This window comes from Micromonospora sp. B9E7 (assembly GCF_039871815.1).
In the GTDB taxonomy this organism is placed as follows: domain Bacteria; phylum Actinomycetota; class Actinomycetes; order Mycobacteriales; family Micromonosporaceae; genus Micromonospora.
Map to the genome: position 1 here is coordinate 40014 of NZ_JBDPLX010000028.1, position 20817 is coordinate 60830.

General features: G+C 72.2%; 17 protein-coding genes. 7 read left to right on the forward strand and 10 right to left on the reverse strand.

What is annotated here, in order from left to right:
• Positions 1–127: 127 nt before the first annotated feature.
• On the reverse strand, positions 128–343 hold the full coding sequence (locus tag ABGB10_RS30270; protein ID WP_347664399.1) for a zinc ribbon domain-containing protein: 216 nt from the start codon (positions 341–343) through the stop codon (positions 128–130).
• Between the two features lie 37 nt (positions 344–380).
• On the opposite strand from ABGB10_RS30270, the gene ABGB10_RS30275 reads away from it, so the two are divergent.
• The 3 genes from ABGB10_RS30275 to ABGB10_RS30285 all read left to right on the forward strand — a co-directional run bounded on the left by ABGB10_RS30275 (position 381) and on the right by ABGB10_RS30285 (position 6313).
• Entirely contained in the window at positions 381–1853 is a 1473-nt protein-coding gene (locus ABGB10_RS30275; RefSeq protein ID WP_347664400.1) for a lytic murein transglycosylase, read from the forward strand.
• A gap of 72 nt (positions 1854–1925) precedes the next feature.
• Positions 1926–2942 (forward strand): GNAT family N-acetyltransferase, encoded by a 1017-nt coding sequence (locus ABGB10_RS30280; protein ID WP_347664435.1) that lies wholly within the window; start codon positions 1926–1928, stop codon positions 2940–2942.
• A 92-nt stretch (positions 2943–3034) separates the two neighbouring features.
• A complete protein-coding gene (locus tag ABGB10_RS30285; RefSeq protein WP_347664401.1) occupies positions 3035–6313 on the forward strand; it encodes a lamin tail domain-containing protein in 3279 nt (1092 codons plus the stop codon).
• A gap of 64 nt (positions 6314–6377) precedes the next feature.
• Here ABGB10_RS30285 and ABGB10_RS30290 read toward each other — a convergent pair whose 3' ends face one another.
• From ABGB10_RS30290 to ABGB10_RS30315, 6 genes are all read right to left on the reverse strand, one after another.
• Positions 6378–6887 carry a helix-turn-helix transcriptional regulator gene (locus tag ABGB10_RS30290; protein ID WP_347664402.1) on the reverse strand — a complete coding sequence of 170 codons (510 nt, stop codon included), beginning with the start codon at positions 6885–6887 and terminating at the stop codon, positions 6378–6380.
• Positions 6888–7405: 518 nt separating this feature from the next.
• On the reverse strand, positions 7406–8389 hold the full coding sequence (hemB, locus tag ABGB10_RS30295; RefSeq protein ID WP_347664403.1) for a porphobilinogen synthase: 984 nt from the start codon (positions 8387–8389) through the stop codon (positions 7406–7408).
• 20 nt (positions 8390–8409) lie between these two features.
• Positions 8410–9990: a uroporphyrinogen-III synthase gene (locus ABGB10_RS30300; RefSeq protein ID WP_124819086.1), complete on the reverse strand. Its 1581-nt coding sequence runs from the start codon at positions 9988–9990 to the stop codon at positions 8410–8412.
• Positions 9987–10955 (reverse strand): hydroxymethylbilane synthase, encoded by a 969-nt coding sequence (gene hemC, locus ABGB10_RS30305; protein ID WP_347664404.1) that lies wholly within the window; start codon positions 10953–10955, stop codon positions 9987–9989. The genes ABGB10_RS30300 and hemC overlap by 4 nt, the downstream gene beginning before the upstream one ends.
• Positions 10952–12349: a glutamyl-tRNA reductase gene (locus ABGB10_RS30310; RefSeq protein ID WP_347664405.1), complete on the reverse strand. Its 1398-nt coding sequence runs from the start codon at positions 12347–12349 to the stop codon at positions 10952–10954. Before ABGB10_RS30310 ends, hemC begins: the two co-directional genes overlap by 4 nt.
• Positions 12346–13116, reverse strand: a complete 771-nt coding sequence (locus tag ABGB10_RS30315) for a redox-sensing transcriptional repressor Rex (RefSeq protein ID WP_030329747.1) — start codon at positions 13114–13116, stop codon at positions 12346–12348. The genes ABGB10_RS30310 and ABGB10_RS30315 overlap by 4 nt, the downstream gene beginning before the upstream one ends.
• A 370-nt stretch (positions 13117–13486) precedes the next feature.
• Between ABGB10_RS30315 and ABGB10_RS30320 the strand changes: the two genes are divergently transcribed.
• Together ABGB10_RS30320 and ABGB10_RS30325 are read left to right on the forward strand one after the other, a co-directional pair.
• Positions 13487–14791, forward strand: a complete 1305-nt coding sequence (locus tag ABGB10_RS30320) for a sensor histidine kinase (RefSeq protein ID WP_347664406.1) — start codon at positions 13487–13489, stop codon at positions 14789–14791.
• 49 nt (positions 14792–14840) lie between these two features.
• Positions 14841–15494 (forward strand): response regulator transcription factor, encoded by a 654-nt coding sequence (locus ABGB10_RS30325; RefSeq protein WP_347664407.1) that lies wholly within the window; start codon positions 14841–14843, stop codon positions 15492–15494.
• Here ABGB10_RS30325 and ABGB10_RS30330 read toward each other — a convergent pair.
• The 3 genes from ABGB10_RS30330 to ABGB10_RS30340 are packed head-to-tail and all read right to left on the reverse strand — an operon-like array spanning position 15475 to position 18114.
• A complete protein-coding gene (locus tag ABGB10_RS30330; RefSeq protein WP_347664408.1) occupies positions 15475–16137 on the reverse strand; it encodes an HAD hydrolase-like protein in 663 nt (220 codons plus the stop codon). The genes ABGB10_RS30325 and ABGB10_RS30330 overlap by 20 nt on opposite strands.
• A 20-nt stretch (positions 16138–16157) precedes the next feature.
• Complete coding sequence (locus ABGB10_RS30335; RefSeq protein WP_030329740.1) at positions 16158–16412, reverse strand: glutaredoxin family protein; 255 nt, start codon at positions 16410–16412, stop codon at positions 16158–16160.
• On the reverse strand, positions 16402–18114 hold the full coding sequence (locus ABGB10_RS30340) for an AMP-binding protein (RefSeq protein WP_347664409.1): 1713 nt from the start codon (positions 18112–18114) through the stop codon (positions 16402–16404). Before ABGB10_RS30340 ends, ABGB10_RS30335 begins: the two co-directional genes overlap by 11 nt.
• 499 nt (positions 18115–18613) lie before the next feature.
• Here ABGB10_RS30340 and ABGB10_RS30345 point away from each other — a divergent pair, with 499 nt between their 5' ends.
• Both ABGB10_RS30345 and ABGB10_RS30350 read left to right on the forward strand, forming a co-directional pair.
• Positions 18614–19564 carry an ECF subfamily RNA polymerase sigma factor, BldN family gene (locus tag ABGB10_RS30345; RefSeq protein WP_347664410.1) on the forward strand — a complete coding sequence of 317 codons (951 nt, stop codon included), beginning with the start codon at positions 18614–18616 and terminating at the stop codon, positions 19562–19564.
• 279 nt (positions 19565–19843) lie between these two features.
• Positions 19844–20719 (forward strand): DUF5667 domain-containing protein, encoded by an 876-nt coding sequence (locus tag ABGB10_RS30350; RefSeq protein ID WP_347664411.1) that lies wholly within the window; start codon positions 19844–19846, stop codon positions 20717–20719.
• The last annotated feature ends 98 nt before the right edge of the window (positions 20720–20817 follow it).

The window sequence follows — 20817 nt, forward strand, 5'->3', positions numbered from 1 at the left end:
GATTCATGCTGCCTGAGTCCGAGCGGTCACGCATCGTGAGAACGGTCGGGCAGGTGCCGCCTCAAAGTGCCACTCGGCCCTGCTCCCGGCAAGACCAGCCCACCAGGCGGGCGGAGAATTGGCCCGATCAGCAGCCGCAGGCGCCGCCGCAGCAACCACCGCCGGTGGGTGCCGGGGCACCACCGGCGGCACCACCCCGGCCGGTGACCGCGACCGCGGACAGAAGCTTGACCGTGTCGGCGTGTCCTTTCGGGCAGCTCGCCGGCTCACCGGCCGCCGCCATCGAACGGTTGACCTCGAAGGTGTCACCGCAGGCGCGGCAGCGGAACTCGTACCGGGGCATGGCAGCCAGGGTACGTGGATCTGACGTTCGGCGGGACATGGGTGATACTCGACGGGTGGTGGACGGCGAGGACGACACGCGTGTGCAACGGCTACGACCGGCCGCTCCGCTGGACGGGCCGCTGGAGGGCTCGGGGGCGGCGCCTGATCCGGTGCGTGCGGTGCCCCGCCCCCGCCGGCCCTGGCTGAGTGGGCGGTCCGCGGGTGCGACGAGCACACCAGCGACCACGCCGACCGACGCCGCCGGTTCCGACCCGGACGCGAGCGGTACGCCGAGCCTGGGCACGCCCGGCCCGGCCGCTGACGGCAAGCACGAGGACGCACCGGCCGAATCCCCGAAGACCGAGGCCACAACGGTCGCGGGTCCGATGACCGAGGCCAAGGCCGCGGACGCCAAGACCGCGGACCCCGCGGACGCCAAGACCGCGGACCCCGCAGAGGCAGAGGGTGCCGACGGCAAGGGCGCGGACGCGCGACCGACCACGGTGGTCGCCGCCACGGACCCGGCGAAGACCACCGTGGACGAACTGCCCGTGGTGCCGCCGTCCGATCCGGCCCGACGACGGCGGGTGCCCTTCGCGCACGCGGTACGGCTGGAGCCGCGCCGGGCCGCGACCACCGCCGCTCACGCGACCCGTGCCTGGGCTCGTCGTCCGAGCGGTCGGCTCACCCTGCCCGGTGTGTTCCTGTTGGCGCTGGTGGCCGCGACCGCCGCGGCGGGCGCGCTAGTCGTACCGGCCACGATTCGCGCCTCCCGCCCGGTGGCGGCCGACTCCACCGCGACGGCGATGCCGGGCGCACCCCAGGCGGTGCCGTCCGGCCTCCCCACCGGCCCACTGCCCACCGGGCCGCTCCCGACCGGTTCGGTGCCCGGCGGCGGGCTACCCAGCGGCGGGCTGCCGACGGGGCAGCCCACCCTCGGGCCGGTGATCGGAGGCCGACCGTCGGACGCTCTGGCCGGCTGGGCTCAGCAGGTCGGCGCCAAGGTGGGCATCCCCGCTGTCGCCATGCAGGCGTACGGGTACGCCGAGCTGGTGCTCGCCCAGACCAACCGCAGCTGCGCGTTGAGCTGGACCACGCTGGCAGCGATCGGCCAGGTCGAATCGGGGCACGGCTCGGCCAACGGTGCGCGGCTGGGACAGGACGGCAAGGCCCTCCCGAAGATCATCGGGCTGCCGTTGGACGGCAAGGACGGGCGGATGCGGATCATCGACACCGACCGTGGGGATCTCGACGGCGACAGGGTCCTCGACCGCGCCATCGGGCCGATGCAGTTCATCCCGACGACCTGGCGGGAGATCGGCGCGGACGCCGACAACGACGGCCTCAAGGACCCGCACGACCTCGACGACGCCGCTCTGGCAGCGGGAAACTACCTCTGCAAGGGCGGGCGGAACCTGAGCATCGCGGGCGACTGGTGGAACGCGATCCTGTCCTACAACGATGTACGCCGGTACGCCCAGGACGTCTACGACACCGCGAACCGGTACGGACGGACCAGTCGCCAGTGAAGTGATCGTCTCGATACGTTGGAGAACTGGACACTTCCCCCGGGCAGCTGTTAGCGGCAAGCTAGACGGGTGATGGTGCGCGAGTGGGACCCCAGGACCGCGTCGTCTGCCGAGATCGCGTCGCTGCTGGCCACGCTGAACGCGGTTCTGGCGGCCGATCTGCCGCAGGACCCGCCGTGGCGGGAGACCTCGCTGCGGGAATACCTCGCCGAGGTGATGCCCGGTGAGCGGCGGATCTCCTGGATCGCCCAGGCCGAGCCGACCTCCCCGGACGACCCGGGCGCGGTGCTCGGCCAGGTGCACGTGCTGCTCCTCGGTGACATCGGTGTGCTCGAGGTGCTGGTGCACCCGTCCGCGCGGCGCAGCGGCCTCGGTCGTGACCTGGTGTTGCGCGCCGCTCGCCGGGTCTACCAGGAGGGCTTCCAGTCGATCGGGGTGGAGGTCGTCGGCGACACGCCGGCGGTGGCCTTCTACGAGTCGCTCGGCTTCACCCGGGAGTACGTGGAGACCCGCAGCGTGCTCGACCTGACCGGGGTCGACTGGGCCGAGCTGGCCGAGATGGCGACCGGCATCGGCGCGGGTTACCACCTGGAGTTCTTCCCCGGCGGGCCACCGGACGACCTGATCGAGGCGTACGCGCGGGCGAAGGCCGAGGTGCGCGACGTCGACGACGGTGAGCTGCGCCCCAGCTCCTACGACCCGGAGCGGCTGCGCGACAGCCTCGACACCCTGCACCGGCGGGGCATGAAGCCGTACATCGTGCTCGCCCGGCACGAGCAGAGCGGTGAGGTGGCCGGCCTGACCGAGGTGGTCGTCCCGGCCCAGCACCCGACCCGCGCCGACCAGTACGACACGATCGTCGCGCAGGACCACCGGGGCTACGGCATCGACCGGGCGATCAAGGCTCGGATGCTGTTGGAGTTGCGCTCCGCCGAGCCGGAGCTGATCGAGGTGCAGACCTGGAACGCGCAGGCCAACGAGGCGATGCTGAAGGTCAACGCGGAGTTGGGCTACCGGTCCGACCGGGACTGGTGCGAATACAGCGTCGACGTCGCTGAGCTGGTGCACCGCCTCGATCCGCCGCACTGAGGGAATTCACGAAACTGTCCACTAGGGGATGGACGGTGGACAGTCGCGCACCTTAACGTGCGTTGACCCCGTCCACCCATCGTGGAGGCCCTATGCGCCCGCGCCGCTCATTCGCCGCGCTCGCGACCGCCACCGTCGCCGTGACCATCACGGCGCTCGGCGTCGCACCCACCGCGGCCAGCGCCGCGCCCACCGACCTGTTCATCTCGGAGTACGTCGAGGGTTCGTCGAACAACAAGGCGATCGAGCTGTTCAACGGCACCGGTGGCCCGATTGACCTGACCGCCGGCGGCTACCAGCTCCAGATGTTCTTCAACGGCTCCACCACGGCCACCACGATCGCGCTGACCGGCAGCGTGGCCGCGGGTGACGCGTTCGTCTTCGCCAGCGCCTCGGCCGGGGCCGCCATCCTCGCCCAGGCCGACCAGACCACCGGGGCCAGCCTGTTCAACGGTGACGACGCGATCGTGCTGCGTCGGGGCACCACCGTGCTCGACTCGATCGGGCAGGTGGGGGTCGACCCGGGCACCGAATGGGGTGCCGGCACGACCAGCACCGCGGACAACACCCTGCGTCGGCTGCCGACCGTGGCCGCCGGCGACACGGACCCGTCGGACGCGTTCGACCCGACCGCGCAGTGGACCGGTTTCCCGGTCGACACCTTCGACGGGCTCGGCACGCACACCGTCGAGGGTGGGGGCCCGGTCGACATGCCGGCCACGCTGACCTGCGGCGGCCCACTGGTCACCGCGTCCGGCACGGCCGCGACCCGCGAGGTCACCGCCACCGACCCCGACGACACGATCGCCGATCTGGCGGTGACCGCGGTCAGCCCCGCCCCGTCCACCGGCTCGGTCACCCGTACCGCGTTCACCCCCGCGGAGGGGCTGGGCGGCACCGCCCGCGCAACGGTCAGCGCGAGTGCCGATCTCGCCGCCGGGGCGTACACCGTCACCCTCACCGCGACCGACGCGGGCGGCGGCACCGCCACCTGCGCGCTGGCCGTACAGGTGACCCGGGAGTTGACCGTCGGCGAGGTGCAGGGTCCGACCACCGACGCCGAGTCCGGTCCGACCGACCGGTCACCGCTCGCACCGACGAGCGGCAACGGCACGAGCAGCACGATGTACGACGTACGCGGCGTGATCACCCAGTTGACCCTTGCGCGCACCTCGGCCGGGGCGGAGCAGCACGGCTTCTTCCTGCAGAGCCGTACCGGCGACACCGACGGCGACCCGACCAGTTCCGACGGCATCTTCGTGTTCATGGGCACGTTCACCTCGCTGATCGGCGGCTACGTGCCGACCGTCGGCGACGAGGTCGTGCTGCGGGCCCGGGTGTCCGAGTACTACAACCTCACCCAGCTCTCCGGCGCCTCGCTGGTCCGCCGGATCGCCGGTGGCCTGGCCGTGGACACCGCGGTCGCGGTCACCGACGCGGTGCCACCGGTGGAGCTGACCGACGCGCAGCGTTTCTGGGAGCGGCACGAGGGCACCCGGATGCGGGTACGCGCGGGCAGTGGCGCGGTCAGCGGACGGGACGTGTTCTCGTCCACGGCCGACGCCGAGCTGTGGGTGGTCGATCGGGACGACCCGCTGCTGGACCGCGCCGACCCGTACACCCGGCGGGTCTTCCGTGATTCGCACCCGCTGGACAACGACCCGACCCGGCGCTTCGACGACGGCAACGGCCAGCGGACGCTGCTCGGCAGCATGGGCGTGAAGGCCACCGCCGGGGACAGCACCGCCCTGCTCCCGCCGGCGCACACCTTCGACACGCTGCGCGCGGACGCGGTGGGCGGCGTCTACTACTCGTTCGAGAAGTACGGCGTCCAGGTCGAGCGTGCCGAGTTCGACGCCGGTGCCGACCCGTCGAAGAACAACCCGCCGAAGCCGGCCGACCGGTCGCAGGAGGTGGCGGTCGCCACCTACAACGTGGAGAACCTGTACGACTACCGCGACGACCCGTTCGACGGCTGTGACTTCGCGGGTAACGCCGGCTGCACCGGGGTCGCCCCGCCGTTCGACTACGTGCCGGGCAGCGAGGCGGAGTACCGGCAGCAGTTGGCCGCGCTCGCCGACCAGATCGTCAAGGATCTGCACGCCCCGGACCTGATCCTGGTGCAGGAAGCCGAGGACCAGGACATCTGCACGGTCTCCGGCAACTCGCTGAGCTGCGGCGACACCAACGACGCGGATGGTGCGCCGGACAGCATCCAGGAGTTGGCGCTGACCGTGGCGGCTGCCGGCGGGCCGGCGTACGCCGCCGCCTATGACCGGACCGGCGCGGACGCCCGCGGCATCACCGCCGCCTTCCTCTACCGCACGGACCGGTTGTCGCTGGCCGCCACGACGGCGAGCGACCCGCTGCTGGGGTCGGCGCCGACCGTCCAGTACCGCGCGGCGGGGTTGCCTGCCAACGCCGACGTGCAGAACCCGAAGGCCCTCAACGCGGTGCTGCCCCCGGACGTGGACACCTCGACGGGTCGGGACGGGACCAACGTCTTCACCCGTGCTCCCCAGTTGGGCAAGTTCACCGTGGCCGCGGCACCTGGTGCGTCGGAGCGGTTCACCCTGTACGCGCTCAGCAACCACTACTCCTCCGGCCCGGACAGTCGGGTCGGGCAGCGGCGGGAGCAGGCGCGCTACGGCGCGGCGATCGTCACCGCGATCGAGGCGGCCGACCAGACGGCCCGGGTCGTCTACGGCGGGGACCTGAACGTCTTCCCCCGCCCGGACGATCCCATCGCGACGGGCAGCGAGCCCACGCCCTCGGACCAGCTCGCACCGCTCTACGAGGCGGGCCTGCACAACCTGTGGGACAACCTGGTGACGGAGGTGCCGTCGTCCGCCTACTCGTACAGCTTCGAGGGGCAGGCGCAGACGCTCGACCACCTGTTCGTCAACGACGCGCTCTACGACGACCTGGTTCAGGTGCGGGCGGCACACGTCAACGCCGACTGGCCGGCGGAGTTCACCGGGGACGGGTCGCGGGGTTCCAGCGACCACGACCCGCAGGTGGCCCGGTTCCGGTCCCGGGCGTCGTTGACCGTCGCCGACTCGACGGTGGTCGAGGGCAACCAGGGCACCCGGCAGCTCACCTTCACCGCCACGGTGTCCCGGCCGTTGTCCCAGCCGGTGCTGCTCTGCGCCGCCACCCTCGGCGTGACGGCGCAGGTGGGCTCGGACTTCGACATGTACGCCGGTTGCAAGGTGTTGGCGGCCGGGCAGACGTCCGTGGTGTTCCCGGTGACCGTGCGCGGTGACCGCAAACGGGAGGCGGACGAGAGGTTGACGCTGCTGGTTGCCGGCGTACCCGGCCTGCGGCTGGCCGATCCGCTCGCGGTCGGCACGATCACCAACGACGACTGACGTCGCGCGTTCCGGCGAGGCCCGCCGATCCGTATCGGGTCGGTGGGCCTCGCTCGTGCCGGGCTCACACCAGCCCACGCGGGGGCCAGGGCGGCCGGGGCAGGTGTCGATGCTGGGCCACACGCACCTCCCACTGGCTGCGTCGGCGCATCGCGTCTCGAACCGCCCGGTCGCGATAGAACGTCTCAGGTGGTCGGGCCAGCCCGTAGATGTCCCCCCACCACTCGCCCGGCTCGGGGTCGAGAATGGTGTCCAGGTGCGACGGGTAGCGACGCTCCGCGCCGTTGCGGGTGTCCTGCCAGTCACGCATCGGCTTCAGCACCCGGCCGAACTCGTCCACCACGGCCAGCCGACAGCCGACCACACTGATGATGCGCCGGAGCAGGACGATGCTCGGCACCATGCGACCGGCCTCGATCCTGCCGATGGTGGCATGGTGCACACCCGCCCACCTGGCCAGCTCGCGCTGGCTCAGGTCAGCACGGCGCCGGACCGCACGGACGATTCCGGCGGCCGGCCAGGGCACGTCGGAAGGTTCGGTGATCAGGACCGGCTCGGCCGAGGAATCGCTCATGCCGTCACCGTCCCGCCTGGTGAGGCTGGCGGCAATCCCGAATGCCACAGCTGTGGACAACGAGCTGGCCTGTGGAAAACCCCCACCGCCGGCAGATCACTGTCCGTGTTCCCAGACCAGTAATGCCTCGCCGTCACGCGGAGTCACGGATCCCCGCGGTGCTCGGTCAGGCCGGCAGTATCAAACCGAGCCCGTCCCTGGCCCGAACAGGGAGAATCCAATCTCAGCTGCCAGACGCCCAACGCCCTGGTCCACCCCTTTGCTCTGCAGTTCGATATGCGCCAGTAACCGAGAGTGAGTGTCGCCGTCGTGGGTGCAAAGCAAAGGGCGGAGGAGAGTGTTGGGCTGATCAGCGGATTATTACGCTCCGCAACCGGTATGACCGATGGGTTTGTCGGCCGGTCAGCCACTGGCCGGTGCGGTCGGCAAGAACTACCTTGCCGTCCGCGAGCCCAGGGGACGACGCGGTCAGGACGCGCCAGGACGTGCGCGAGGCGCAGTAGCGTGCAGGCCCAGGGTCAGTAGCGGTCGCGCAGGAGCTGGGCGGCCTCGACGGCCCAGTAGGTGAGGATGACCTGGGCGCCGGCCCGCTTGATCGAGGTGAGCGTCTCCAGCATCACGCGCTCCCGGTCGATCCAGCCGTTCGCGGCGGCGGCCTCGACCATCGCGTACTCGCCGGAGACCTGGTAGGCGGCGACCGGGACGTCCACGGCGGCCCGCACCGCCGACACCACGTCGAGGTAGGGCAGCGCCGGCTTGACCATGACCAGATCTGCGCCCTCGGCGACGTCGAGCGCGACCTCCCGCAGCGACTCCCGCAGATTGGCCGGGTCCTGCTGGTAGGTGCGCCGGTCGCCCTCCAGCGCCGACTCCACCGCCTCCCGGAACGGGCCGTAGAAGGCGGAGGCGTACTTCACCGCGTACGCCAGCACGGAGACGTCCTGGTAGCCGGCGGCGTCGAGGGCCCGGCGTACCACACCGACCTGGCCGTCCATCATCCCGGACGGCCCGACCATGCCGACCCCGGCGGCGGCCTGGGCCACCGCCATCTCGGCGTACGCGGCGAGGGTGGAGTCGTTGTCGACCTCGCCGTCGGGGGTGAGCAGCCCACAGTGCCCGTGCGAGGTGAACTCGTCCAGGCACAGGTCGCTCATCACCACAGTGGCGTCGCCCACCTCGGCCACCACGTCGCGGATCGCGACGTTGAGGATGCCGTTCGGGTCGATGCCGCCGGAGCCGGTCGGGTCCCGTCGCTCCGGCACACCGAAGAGCATGATCCCACCGACACCGGCCTGGACCGCCTCGACCGCCGCCTTGCGCAGCGAGTCCCGGGAGTGCTGGAGCACTCCCGGGAGCGACCCGATTGCCCGGGGCTCGCTCAGCCCTTCCTTGACGAACATCGGCACGACCAGCTCGGCCGGGTCGACCCGGGTCTCGGACACCAACCGGCGGATCGCCGGGGTGCGGCGCAGCCGGCGGGGCCGGATCTCGGGGTACGACATGGAAGGGCCTCCTCGAACGACTACCGGAAGCGCAGAGCGGTCGGGCCCTGCACCTTCGAACCGCGGCGCTGCTTGGCCGGCATGGCGGCCAGCTTCTCGCGCAGCTCGACGGCGTAGGCGGCGAGCGCCTCCACCAGGTCGGGCACCGAGGCGTGCGGCGGCTGGACGTCGACCCGCAGGCCGAACTCCGTCGCGGTCTCCGCCGTCTTGGGCCCAATGACGGCAACAACGGTCCGGGCGTGCGGCTTCCCGGCGATGCCGACCAGGTTTCGCACGGTGGAGGACGAGGTGAAGAGCACCGCGTCGAACCCGCCCGACTTGATCGCGTCGCGGATCTCGGCGGGCGGCGGCGCGGCCCGCACCGTCCGGTACGCGGTCACGTCGTCGACCTCCCAGCCGCGCTCGGTGAGCCCGGCGGCGAGCGTCTCGGTGGCGATGTCGGCGCGCGGCAGCAGCACCCGGCCCACCGGGTCGAGGATCTCGTCGTGCGGGGAGAACTCGGCCAGCAGACCCTCGGAGGACTGCTCCCCGGCGGGGATCAGCTCCGGCTGGATGCCGAACGCGCGGACCGCGTCCGCCGTGGCCTCACCGATGCAGGCGATCTTGACGCCGCCGAAGTGCCGGGCGTCCAGGCCGTGCTCGGCGAACTTCTCCCAGACCGCGCGGACGGCGTTCACCGACGTGAAGATCACCCAGGCGTACCGGCCGTCGACCAGGCCCTTGACGGCCCGCTCCATCTGCGCCGGAGTGCGCGGCGGCTCGACCGCGATGGTCGGCACCTCGCACGGGATCGCCCCGTACGCGCGCAGTCGGGCGCTCATCGCGCCGGCCTGCTCCTTGGTGCGGGGTACGAGCACCTTCCAGCCGTACAGCGGGCGGTTCTCCCACCAGCTCAGCTTGTCGCGCTGGCCCACGCCGACACCGACGGTGAGCACCACCCGGCCGGTGAAGCCGAGCGCGGCGGCCACGAAGCTGTCCACGGTCGACGTGGTCGTGTACTGGGTCTCGCCGGTGCCGTCGCCGGTCACGCCGACGCCGGTGGTGCCGTCGACCCCGGCGGCGAGCAGCCCGTCCCGGACGGCGGCGAGGTCACCGGCGTCCACGGCGAGCGCGAGCGAACCCCGGCCGACGGCCGTGGCCAGCGCCTCGAAGTCCAGTGCGCTGACGTCCTCGACGTCGGCGGCCGTACGCACACCCGGCAGCGGAACACCGGCGTAGGTGGCCACACCCTCGGCCTGGCCGACGCCGGGCACCACCTCGAAGTGGGCGGCGGTGCGCGCCACCGCCTGCACCTCCTTGACCACCGAGTCGTGGCCGAACGGGTCACCAGCGACCAGGTGCACCGCGTTCAACCCGGAACGGGCCGCGGAGATCAGCACCTTCGCCACGTCCCCCGGCGCGCCCTCGGCCGGGGTGAACTCGGCATCGTCCCTGGCCTCGGCGCGCACGACGGCGAGCAACGACTCCGGGACTCCTCGGTCGTAGATCACCTGGTCGGCGTCGACCAGGGCGTCGTGGGCCCGACGGGTCAGCAGGCCCGGGTCACCGGGGCCAGCCCCGACAAACGCGATACGGCCGACGGGCTTACGGGTGCGGGTCATTCTGTGCTCCCAAATTGCTGGGTCCCCGGGCCGGTGTGTCCTTCGTGGCCGAGGATCGAGTCGGCGCCGAGGTCGAGGAGTTCGGCGGCGAGTGCCTTACCGATCTCCGCCGCGTCGGCGGGCGTTCCGGTGCGGGACAGCCGGAGGTCACGAGTGCCGTCCGGGCTGATCACCGCCCCGCGCAGGTAGATCTCATCGCCGGTCTCGCCTTCGGCGAGTTCGGCATAGGCGGCGACGGGTGCGCTGCACCCGGCCTCCAGGGTTGCCAGAAACGCACGTTCCGCGGTGACCGCGGCACGCGACGGTGCGTGGTCGAGCACCGCGAGCAGCTCGACCAGGTCCTGGTCGTCGACCCGGCACTCCACGGCCAGCGCACCCTGGGCGGGCGCGGGCAGCATCAGCATCGGGTCCAGCGATTCGGTGATCACGTCGAGCCGGCCGAGTCGGGCCAGACCGGCCCGGGCCAGGACGACGGCGTCGAGGTCGGCCTCGGGGCCGAGCACCCGCGCCAGGCGGGTGTCGACGTTGCCGCGGATCGGGGTGACCTCCAGTTGCAGGCCGAGGGCGTGCAACTGGGCGATCCGGCGCAGCGCGCCGGTGCCCACGGTGGCCCCGGGCGGCAGCTCGGCGAGCGTCCGGCCGGCGCGGGCCACCAACGCGTCGCGCGGGTCCTGCCGGGCCGGCACCGCCGCGATGTGCAGCCCGGCGGCGGCAGCCGTGGGCAGGTCCTTGTAGGAGTGCACCGCGAAGTCGATGGTCCTGGCGGTCAGGGCATCGCGCAGCGCGGAGACGAACACCCCGACGCCGAGCCGGTGCACCGGCGCGCTGGAGCGGTCGCCCGCCGTGATCACCTCGACCAGCTCGACCGGGCGGCCGGTGGCGGCGGTCAACGCTTCGGCGATCTGGCCGGACTGGGCCATCGCCAGGGCGCTGCCCCGGGTGCCGAGGCGCAGGGGGGCGATCATCGCGCACCTCCGGTGGGCGGGGTCGGCTCGGCGGTGTCGGCTCCGGACACCGGGTCGGTGCCGAGCAGTGCCGTGCCGAGGTCGGGGGTCAGCACGTCCGGGACGGTGTCCACCGGAGAGGTCTGCGGCACCTCGAGGTCGAACAGCTCGCGCAGCAGGGCCGCGTACTGGTCGCCGCCGGGCTCCGCGGCCAACTGGCGGACCTTGACGGTGGGCTGGTGCAGCAGACGCTGCACGACCCGGTGCACCGTGCGGGCCACCTCGGCTCGCAGGTCGTCGCCGAGGTCGGGGCGACGCTGGGCGAGCCGGCGCAGCTCGGCGGTGACGACGTCGTCGGCCCGACCGCGCAGCGCGGCCACGGTGGGTGCCACGTCGGCGCCGCGCAACCAGGTGAGGAAACCCTCCACCTCGCTCAGCACGATTCGTTCGACGGCAGCGGCGTCGGCAGCGGCCGGGCCGTCGGCGAGCAGTGCCGCCATCCGGTCGATGTCGATCACCTCGACGCCGGGCAGCTCGGCGACACCCTCCTCGACGTCGCGCGGGACGGCCAGGTCGAGCAGGACCAGCGGGCCCCGGGCCGGGTCCCGTTCGGCCAGCGCCGCGCTGACCAACGCCCGGGTGAGGACCGGTTCGGTGGACGCGGTGGCGGCCACTACGATGTCCACTGTGGAGAGCGTGCCGGCCAGCTCGGTCATCGGCGCGGCACTCGCCCCGTACGACGCGGCGAGCCGGACGGCCCGGTCGGCGCCCCGGTTGCTGACGGTGAGCGGGCCGGCGCCCAGCCGGGACAGCGTGGCCACTCCGAGCGATCCCATCGCACCGGCGCCGACCACCAGGGCCGGGCGGCCGACGAGGTCGCCGTCGAGGTGCCCGGCGGCCAACTCCAGTGCGGCGGTGACGACGCTCTGGCCGGCCCGGTCGATGCCGGTCTCGGCGTGGGCCCGCTTGCCGACCCGCAGTGCCTGCTGCATCAGCTCGTGCAGCAGGCGGCCGGCCGAGTCGGCGCCGGTGGCCCAGTGGTACGCGTCGCGCAACTGCCCGAGGATCTGCGCCTCGCCGACGACCATCGAGTCCAGGCCGGTGGCGACGCGGAAGACGTGGTCCACGGCGGCGGTGTCGTAGTGCACGTACAGGTGACTGGCGAGCGCGGTCGGCGAGCTGCCGGCCTGTTCGGCCAGGACGGCGCAGACGTCGCCGAGCCCACCGTGGAAACCGGACACTGCGGCGTAGACCTCCACCCGGTTGCAGGTGGAGACCATCACCGCCTCGGAGACGTACGGCTGGGCGATCAGGCGGTCCAGGGTGCGGGTCAGGTCGGCGGGGGGCACGGCCAGCTGCTCCAGCGTGGCGACCGGGGCGGTCCGGTAGGACGCGCCGACGACGAGCAGTTTCACGTGCCGATCGCCTCCTGGGTATCGGTGGCCGCGAACCCGCCCGGCAGGGCGGTGAGAGCGGACCCGCCGGTGGCGGGCAGCGCGGTCAGCGACGCCTTGCGGTGCTCGTGGAAGGACAGAATCTGCAGCTCGATGGCGAGGTCGACCTTGCGCACGTCGACCCCCTCCGGAACCGAGAGTACGCACGGCGCGAAGTTGAGGATGCTCGTCACGCCGACGGCGACCAGCTGGTCGGCGACCTGCTGGGCGGCGGCGGCCGGGGTGGCGATCACGCCGATCGCGAGAGATTCCTCCGCGGCGACCGTGGGCAGGTCGTCGACATGCCGGACCACCAGGCCGTTGATCTCCTCACCGACCCGGGAGGGATCGGCGTCGAGCAGTGCGGCGATCCGGAAGCCCCGGCTGGCGAAGCCGTCGTAGCCGGCCAGGGCGTGACCGAGATTACCCACGCCGACCAGGGCGACCGCCCGGCGTTGGGTGAGCCCGAGCACATACTCGATCTGCTCGATCAGGAGCGCGACGTCGTAGCCGACGCCCCGGGTGCCGTACGAGCCGAGATGTGAGAGGTCCTTGCGGAGCTTCGCGGAGTTGACCCCGGCGGCGGCGGAGAGGCCCTCGCTGGAGACCGTCTCGTGACCGGTGTCGGCGAGGTTGTGCAGCGCGCGCAGGTATTCCGGGAGCCGAGCGACGGTCGCCTCGGGCAGGTCCGGGAGCGCTGGTACGGCACCGGCGCGGCCGGGCGCGCCTGGGTGACGGTGCTGACTCATGAGACTCCGTGCGGTGCGATCCTCGGCCAACTCCGCTGGTGGGCCGCTTATGGACTCCCGCTGGCGACCGAGGTTGCCGGCTGTGCTAGCAGGGCGCGTCGGAGTCACAGCGTAGGCGCTTGTGAAGACGTGCACAAATCGCGATCTTGCCGCTGCGTCGCGCAACCTCACCAGCACCTCCATTCCGCAAGATCGATCCGACGGGTCTCCACGCGCGCCGCCCGGGCGATTATTGCTCAATCCCGACTTCTCTGACCAATCCCGCGCCGAGCCTTCCGAGGGCCGTCCCGCAGGTGGTAGGGGCAGCACTACGGAGGAGAGGCGGGGCTTCGGGATGGGGACGGGAGGCCCGGTTGCCTAGCCTTTTGGCATGACCGCCGTTGCCGCCACCAGCGAGCCACCGACGCTGGCACCGAGCATCCCCCGCCAACTCTTCGTCGACTCCGGGTACGTGCTGCTCGGCTTTCCCCTGGCACTGGCCAGCTTCATCGTCCTCGTCGTCGGCCTCTCGGTCGGCATCGGCCTGGTGGTCACGGTGATCGGCCTGCCGATCCTCAGCGGCACCCTGTACGCGGCCCGCGCGCTGGCCGACGTCGAGCGGCTGCGGCTGCCCGCGGTGCTCCGCCAGCCGCGGATCCGGCCGCACTACCGGCTCCCGGAGACGGGAGCGAACGCCTGGCGGCGGATCTTCGTGCCGATGCGGGACGCCCAGTCCTGGCTCGACCTGGCACACGGCATCCTGCGGCTGATCGCGGCGGTGGGCACCTTCGTGGTGACGGTCGCCTGGTGGGCCGCCGCGATCGCCGGCTCCCTCTACTGGGCCTACGACTGGGCCCTGCCCCACCCCTCCGGGGAAGGCGACCAGGATCTGGCCCAACTGCTCGGCCTGGGGGACTCGACCACCGCCCGGATCGGCCTGAACACCGCGCTCGGCGTGTTCTTCCTGATCACCCTGCCGATCGTGGTCCGGGGCTGCGCGCTGCTCCAGGCCAGCTTCGCCAAGGCCATGCTGACCGGGGTGGCCGAGATGCGGGACCGGATCACCGTGCTGGAGGAGCAGAAGCGGGCCGCCGTGTCCGCCGAGGCGTCCGCGCTGCGCCGGCTGGAACGCGACATCCACGACGGCCCTCAGCAACGACTGGTCCGTCTGGCGATGGACCTCAGCCGGGCCCGGATTCAGCTCGCCTCCGATCCGGAGGCGGCCGGCCGGACCATCGACGAGGCGGTCACCCAGACCCGGGAGACGCTGGCCGAGTTGCGGGCGCTGTCCCGGGGCATCGCCCCACCGATCCTGGTCGACCGGGGCCTGCCCAGCGCCCTGGCCGCCATCGCCGCCCGGGGGCTGATCCCGATCGAGCTCCAGGTCGATCCGCAGCTCGGAACCCCGGCCGGGCGGCTCGACCCGGCGGTGGAGAACACCGCGTACTTCGTGGTGGCCGAGGCACTGACCAACGTCGCCAAGCACGCCCGGGCCACCGAGGCCACGGTGGCCGTCGCCCGGCACGGCGCCCACCTCCAGGTGCGGGTGGGCGACGACGGGCAGGGCGGCGCACACCTCGCCAAGGGGCACGGTCTGGCCGGGATCGCCGACCGGGTACGGGCCGCCGGCGGTGAACTCGGGGTGGTCAGCCCGGCCGGCGGACCCACCGAGATCCGCGCCGAGCTCCCCCTGTGAACCGTTGGCGACCGGCGCGACCGGGTTCGACGTGGTAGACAACACAGCCATGCGCATCGTGATCGCCGACGACGCCGTCCTGCTCCGGGAGGGGCTGGTCCGGCTGCTGACCGAGAGCGGACACCAGGTGGTGGCCGCCGTCGGGGACGGTGACGCCCTGGTCGAGGCGGTGGTGGAACACCGTCCGGACGTGTCGATCGTCGACGTCCGGATGCCGCCGTCGCACACCGACGAGGGGCTGCGGGCGGCGGTGGAGGCCCGCCGGCTGGTGCCGCGTACGCCGATCCTGGTGCTCTCCCAGTACGTCGAGGTCTCGTACGCCGATGATCTGCTCGCCACCACCGGCGGCTCCGGCGGCGGGATCGGTTACCTGCTCAAGGACCGGGTGGCCGCGATCGACGAGTTCCTGGACGCGTTGCGCAGGGTGGCGGCCGGCGGCACGGTGCTGGATCCGGAGGTGGTGGGTCAACTCTTCGCCCGACGCCGCCGCGACGACCCGCTGAGCGAACTGACCCCACGCGAGCGTGAGGTGCTCTCGCTGATGGCGGAGGGGCGTTCGAACACCGCCATCGCCCGCGCTCTCGTGGTCAGCGACGGGGCGGTGGAGAAGCACGTGCGCAACATCTTCACCAAGCTCACCCTGCCGCCGGACACCGAGCAGCACCGTCGGGTGCTGGCGGTCCTCACCTATCTGCGGAACTGACCTGCCGGGCCAGGGTCACCGCGTCGGTGAGGGTGTCGGCCACCGGGTGACCGGAGGCGCGCAGCCGGGCCGGGTCGGTGAACCCGCCGGTGTAGAGCACCGCCCGGCCGCCCACCGCGGTCGCCGCGTCCGCGTCGTCGATGGAGTCACCGATCAGCACCACCGAGGCGCCGTCCACGCCCAGCTCGGCCAGGTGCCGTTCGAGCGACTCGGCCTTACGGTCGCCGCCGACCGTGGCCCGCAGCCCGTCGACCCGGGTGAAGTGGCCGGTCAGCCCGTACGTGTGCACGGTCGGCACCAGCTCCTCGTGGAACCACATGGAGAGCAGGCTCTGGCTGCCCGGCCAGGCGGCCATCGCGGTACGCGCGTCGGCGGCCAGCTCGCAGGTGGTCAAACCGGTGCGGTACGCGTCGTGGAAGATCCGGTCCAGTCGGCCGAACTCGTCGTCGTCCACGGCCTGCCCGAGCACCTCGGCGTAGTACTCGGCGATCGGGCGGCGGAACCGCACCCGGTGCTCGTCGAGGGTGACGGTCGGCCCGCCCAGGCTCGTGAACACGACATTGGTGGCGGACACCACCAGGCTGAGGTCGTTGAGCAGGGTGCCGTTCCAGTCCCAGACGAGGTGCGGGGGTGCAGAGGTCATCACAGCACCATAGGCACTCCTCAGAGCTGCGGCGTGGTCAGGTCCCGCAGCAGTCGGTCCTCCTCGACCCGCCAGTAGCCGTGCTCCTTGCCGTCGAGCATCACCACCGGCAGCCGGTCGCCGTACTCCCGTTCCAGGCCCTCGTCACCGGTGACGTCCCACTCGACCCACTTGTCGCCGGTGACCGCCACCACCCGGTCGAGCGCCGCCTTGGCGTCGTCGCACAGGTGGCAGCCGGGTCGGGTGATCAGGGCGAGCCGGGCGTCAGTGGCCATCGGGTACCTCCGTGCGGGTGTCGGCGGGTGCGGACGGGCCGGCCGGGGACACCGACCGGAGCTGGGTCTTGCGTACCTTGCCGATCGCCGAGTGGGGCAGGGCGTCGACGATCTCGACGGCGGTCGGGCACTTGAACCGGGCCAGGTTCCGTGCGCAGTGGGCGAGCAGCTCCTCGCTGGTCACCGGTCGCCCCGGTGCCGGCACCACGTACGCCCGCACAGTCTCTCCGGTCCGCGGGTGTGGCACACCCAGTACCGCCGACTCGGCCACCCCGGGGTGCCCGGTGAGCACCAGTTCGACCTCGTGCGGATAGACGTTGAACCCGTTGACCAGGATCAGCTCGCCGAGCCGGTCGACCAGGAAGAGGTCCCCGTCCTCGTCGGCGTAGGCGATGTCCCCGGTGCCCCACCAGCCGTCGGCGTCCGGCCCACCCCGACCGTCGGGCCAGTAGCCGTCGAAGAGGTTGGGGCCGCACACGACGATCTGCCCCGGGTCCGTGCCCGGCGTCATATCGGAGATGTCCAGCTCGTCCGGGTCGTCGTCAGGGACGGCCAGCCCGTCGCGCCACAGGTCCACCCCGTCGGCACCGACCAGGCGCAACCGCACCCCGGGCAGTGGCCGACCGATCGAGCCGGCCTTGGCCACACCACCCACCAGGGTGGAGGTGAGCACCGGGGCGGTCTCGGTGAGGCCGTACCCGACGTGCGCCTGATGGCCGGTGGCCTCGGTGAAGCGCGCCGCGACCGGGGGTTCCAGCGGCGCCGCGCCGCAGACCGCCACCCGCACCGACGCGGTCGCCGCGCGGGCTGTGGCGGCATCGGCCCAGGTCAGGAACATCGACGGTACGCCGACCAGCACGGTGACCCGGTGCCGGGCGATCTCGTCCAGCCCTGCGGTCGGGCCCAGCTCGTCGAGCAGCACTCCGGTCGCGCCGTGGTGGATGACCGCGCCGAGCCCCGCGTTGAGCCCGTACGCGTGGAACAGCGGCAACGCGAGCAGCACAGTGTCCGTCGGCCCGACCACCGGCGGTTCGATCACGTCGACCTGCTCGTGGTTGGCGAGCAACGCCTGGTGCGAGAGCATCGCCCCCTTGGGTCGCCCCTCGGTGCCGGAGGTGTAGAGGAGTACAGCCAGGTCGGTGCCACCTCGGCGCGGGCGGACCGGGTCTGGCGAGTCGGCGGTCGGCGGCCGGCCGTCTACGGCGACGAGCGCGGGCAGCTCGTCGGTCAGGTCGGCGACCAGGCCCCGGACCCGGTCGGTGCCGACCAGGACCGACGCACCGGAGTCGGACAGCACGTGCCGCAGCTCCGGTGCGGTGAAGCCGGGGTTGACCGGCACGGCGACCAGCCCCGCGCGCAGGGCGCCGAGCCAGGTGACCACGAAGTCGATGGTGTTCGGCAGCGCGATCGCGACGCGTGGCGGCGTACCGCCGGGGTCGGTGGGTGGCGCGGCGGCCGACAGACCACGCGCGGCGGCGTCCACCGCGGCGTCCAGGTCGGACCAGCTGAGCGTCTGGTCGCGCCAGTGCAGCGCGGCCCGGTCATCGCGGTCGTGAGCCGCCCGGCGGACCCGGTCGGCGAGGTTCGGCGCGGGGTTTACCGAGAGGTCCTGCACGGTGATCGAGTCTGGCACAGCGGGCGACGACAGGCCACGCCCGACGGATGGGCCCGCACGCGGGCGGCGGGGGTGCGAGAGTCCCATGGACGGGACTGCGCGGTGTTCCACCGACGATCCGATCAGGTCCTGCCGATGGGACGGACGGCGCCGTCCACACACGCTTCGGTCGCACCCGTACGACCACCCGGCGCGGCGGGTCGCCCGAACGTCCAGCAAGCCATCGAGCAGGCATTCCATCGTGGAACAGCGCGCGAACGGAAAGTCAAACGCACACGACGGACAACCGGTCCGGCATCGGTGCGACGGAGCGGGAAATACTTCCGCCTTGTGTAACGGACTTGCCACGCGCGGGTGACGTTGGCCCTATCATCACTCGGGTCGGGTCACCCCATTTGCCGTGAGTCGACACCCCTCAGCCCGAGGAGGCCCCCGTGCCTGTGAGCGCATTGGACCAGCACCTCCAGGGGAATTGCCGCCCGTCGGCAACTCCCATGACCGTCCTGCCCGACCGGCCATCCGGTCGGTCCACCCCGACGAGACCTAGATCGACCCGCCTGGCGACCGACGGGGCGGGGGCGGCACGGTGACCACCTTCGGTTACGCGGAACGCCCGCTCGGTCTGACCGGCCAGCCGGCTCGCTCCCACGTCAACGAGCGGCCCACGGCCCGTTCCCCGCTGGACGATCCACACAGCACCGCCGTGCGGGGCGACGGCGCGGCACACCGGATCCGCAGCCGGCCACACCACAACGAACCCACACCGCGGCCGGCGGTGCCCGGCGGAAACGCCAAGCCGCCCGGCGGGCGGGTCGGCGCACCTGCCCGGCCGTTGCCCGCGCAGGGTCGACGGGGAAGCGACACACCCGCGGTGACCACCGACCCCGCAGCGGGTGAGACAGCGGTGATTCCGGCGGTGCCGGCCACCGTCACCACCCCGACCGGCTTCCCGAGCCGCCCGGACCCGTCCGACCCGGCCACCGAGGTCTGGACGCTGATCGAGCGGGCCCAGTCCGGCGATTCCGCGGCGTTCGGCCTGATCTACGACCGGTACGTGGACACCGTCTTCCGGTTCGTCTACTTCCGGGTCGGCAACCGCCAACTCGCCGAGGACCTCACCTCGGACACCTTCCTGCGCGCCCTCAAGCGGATCGGCAGCTTCACCTGGCAGGGTCGCGACCTCGGCGCCTGGCTGGTGACGATCGCCCGCAACCTGGTCGCGGACCACTTCAAGTCGGGCCGGTACCGCCTGGAGGTCACCACCGGCGACGTGCTCGACGCCGACCGGGAGGACCGGGGCCCGGAGGGCAGCCCGGAGGCCGCGGTGGTGGAGCACATCACCAACGTCGCGCTGCTCACCGCAGTGAAGCAGCTCAACCCGGAGCAGCAGGAGTGCATCGTGCTCCGCTTCCTCCAGGGTTTCTCGGTCGCCGAGACGGCCCGCGCCATGGGCAAGAACGAGGGTGCCATCAAGGCGCTGCAGTATCGGGCGGTTCGCGCCCTGGCCCGACTCCTCCCGGACGGCTTCCAACCGTAGATTGTTTCGAGAAACCGATGGATGTCGATCAACGTCTGCGCAGGTCAGAACCGATGCAGTGCGGTGACAACCATCACTTTGTGTAATTTCCGCCCCGCCTGGCCCGTAACCCGTGCCCGGTCCGCCGCGTTTCTCCGGGTGCGACCGGTGGATGTCCCGGGCAGGCCCGGGCACCGAGGTCCCACCGGCATGCCGGCGGCACCTCACCTCCGTGGTGTCACACTGCCGCCCGGTCGCTGGCAACGACGGCGGCCGACCGGCCGTGACCAGCGAGAGGAGGTGCCTGCGGTGGACGACATCCTCTTCTCCCGCCGGCGCGCCGAGCGCTTCGCGCAGCTTCTCGACGAGGCCAACGGCGCTCGGCGACACCACGTGCGATCCCGCGTGGACGGCCAACTCGCGCCACTCGTCGCGGTGGGCCAGCGGCTCAGCGTCGATCCCCCGGCTGTCGAGGTCGACCCGGAATTCCGGACCGGCCTGCGGGCGATGCTGCTCGCGACGGCCGAACGGGAAGGGCTGGGCGCCGCACCGGCAGCCAGCGAACCGGCCGCCACGACGACCCGCGGACGGCTCCTGCCGGCGGTCACCGCGCGGCGAGCCCGAGCCCGGGGCGCGATCCTGGTCGGCATCGCCGCCGGCGCCATAGCCGTCTCCGGCATCTCCGCCGCCAGTGAGAACGCGGTGCCCGGCGACGCGCTCTACGGCATGAAGCGCTCGACCGAACGCGCCCAGCTCGCCCTGGCCAGCTCGGACATCAGCCGCGGCCAACTCTTCCTGGACTTCGCCCGGACCAGACTCGGCGAAGCCGCCAAACTGCGCGGTGACCGGGTCGGCTACAGCGCGATCCTCGACGACATGGACGCCGACACCCGGCAGGGCGTCCGCCTGCTCACCTCCGCTGCGGTGCAGCGGGCCGAGCCGGGCAGCCTGGACACCCTCAACGCCTTCGTCTCAAGCCAACGTCGCGCGGTGAGCGGTCTGCTCGACGGAAGCACCCGGGCCGACCGGGAACGCACCCATCGGTCGCTGCTCCTCCTGGACAGCATCCGGGAACGTTCGGACGCACTACGCGCGGCAATCGCCTGCCGCCTTCCGGCCCCGACAGCCAGCGACACCCTCGGGCCCGACCCGAAGGCCTGCCCCGGGTCCCGCTGACCCCTATACCGCACGTCCGACCGGCCGCGCCACAGTTCGTTGTGTGCTCGGCCGGTCGACCGTTCGCGGCGGATACCCTCGCTGGGGAGCATCAGTCG

Excerpts from the sequence above, each read along its gene's own strand:
- ABGB10_RS30270 (WP_347664399.1), bottom strand. The coding sequence starts at position 343 with ATGCCCCGGTACGAGTTCCGCTGCCGCGCCTGCGGTGACACCTTCGAG.
- ABGB10_RS30275 (WP_347664400.1), top strand. The coding sequence starts at position 381 with ATGGGTGATACTCGACGGGTGGTGGACGGCGAGGACGACACGCGTGTG.
- ABGB10_RS30280 (WP_347664435.1), top strand. The coding sequence starts at position 1,926 with ATGGTGCGCGAGTGGGACCCCAGGACCGCGTCGTCTGCCGAGATCGCG.
- ABGB10_RS30285 (WP_347664401.1), top strand. The coding sequence starts at position 3,035 with ATGCGCCCGCGCCGCTCATTCGCCGCGCTCGCGACCGCCACCGTCGCC.
- ABGB10_RS30290 (WP_347664402.1), bottom strand. The coding sequence starts at position 6,887 with ATGAGCGATTCCTCGGCCGAGCCGGTCCTGATCACCGAACCTTCCGAC.
- hemB (WP_347664403.1), bottom strand. The coding sequence starts at position 8,389 with ATGTCGTACCCCGAGATCCGGCCCCGCCGGCTGCGCCGCACCCCGGCG.
- ABGB10_RS30300 (WP_124819086.1), bottom strand. The coding sequence starts at position 9,990 with ATGACCCGCACCCGTAAGCCCGTCGGCCGTATCGCGTTTGTCGGGGCT.
- hemC (WP_347664404.1), bottom strand. The coding sequence starts at position 10,955 with ATGATCGCCCCCCTGCGCCTCGGCACCCGGGGCAGCGCCCTGGCGATG.
- ABGB10_RS30315 (WP_030329747.1), bottom strand. The coding sequence starts at position 13,116 with ATGAGTCAGCACCGTCACCCAGGCGCGCCCGGCCGCGCCGGTGCCGTA.
- ABGB10_RS30320 (WP_347664406.1), top strand. The coding sequence starts at position 13,487 with ATGACCGCCGTTGCCGCCACCAGCGAGCCACCGACGCTGGCACCGAGC.
- ABGB10_RS30325 (WP_347664407.1), top strand. The coding sequence starts at position 14,841 with ATGCGCATCGTGATCGCCGACGACGCCGTCCTGCTCCGGGAGGGGCTG.
- ABGB10_RS30330 (WP_347664408.1), bottom strand. The coding sequence starts at position 16,137 with ATGACCTCTGCACCCCCGCACCTCGTCTGGGACTGGAACGGCACCCTG.
- ABGB10_RS30335 (WP_030329740.1), bottom strand. The coding sequence starts at position 16,412 with ATGGCCACTGACGCCCGGCTCGCCCTGATCACCCGACCCGGCTGCCAC.
- ABGB10_RS30340 (WP_347664409.1), bottom strand. The coding sequence starts at position 18,114 with ATGGGACTCTCGCACCCCCGCCGCCCGCGTGCGGGCCCATCCGTCGGG.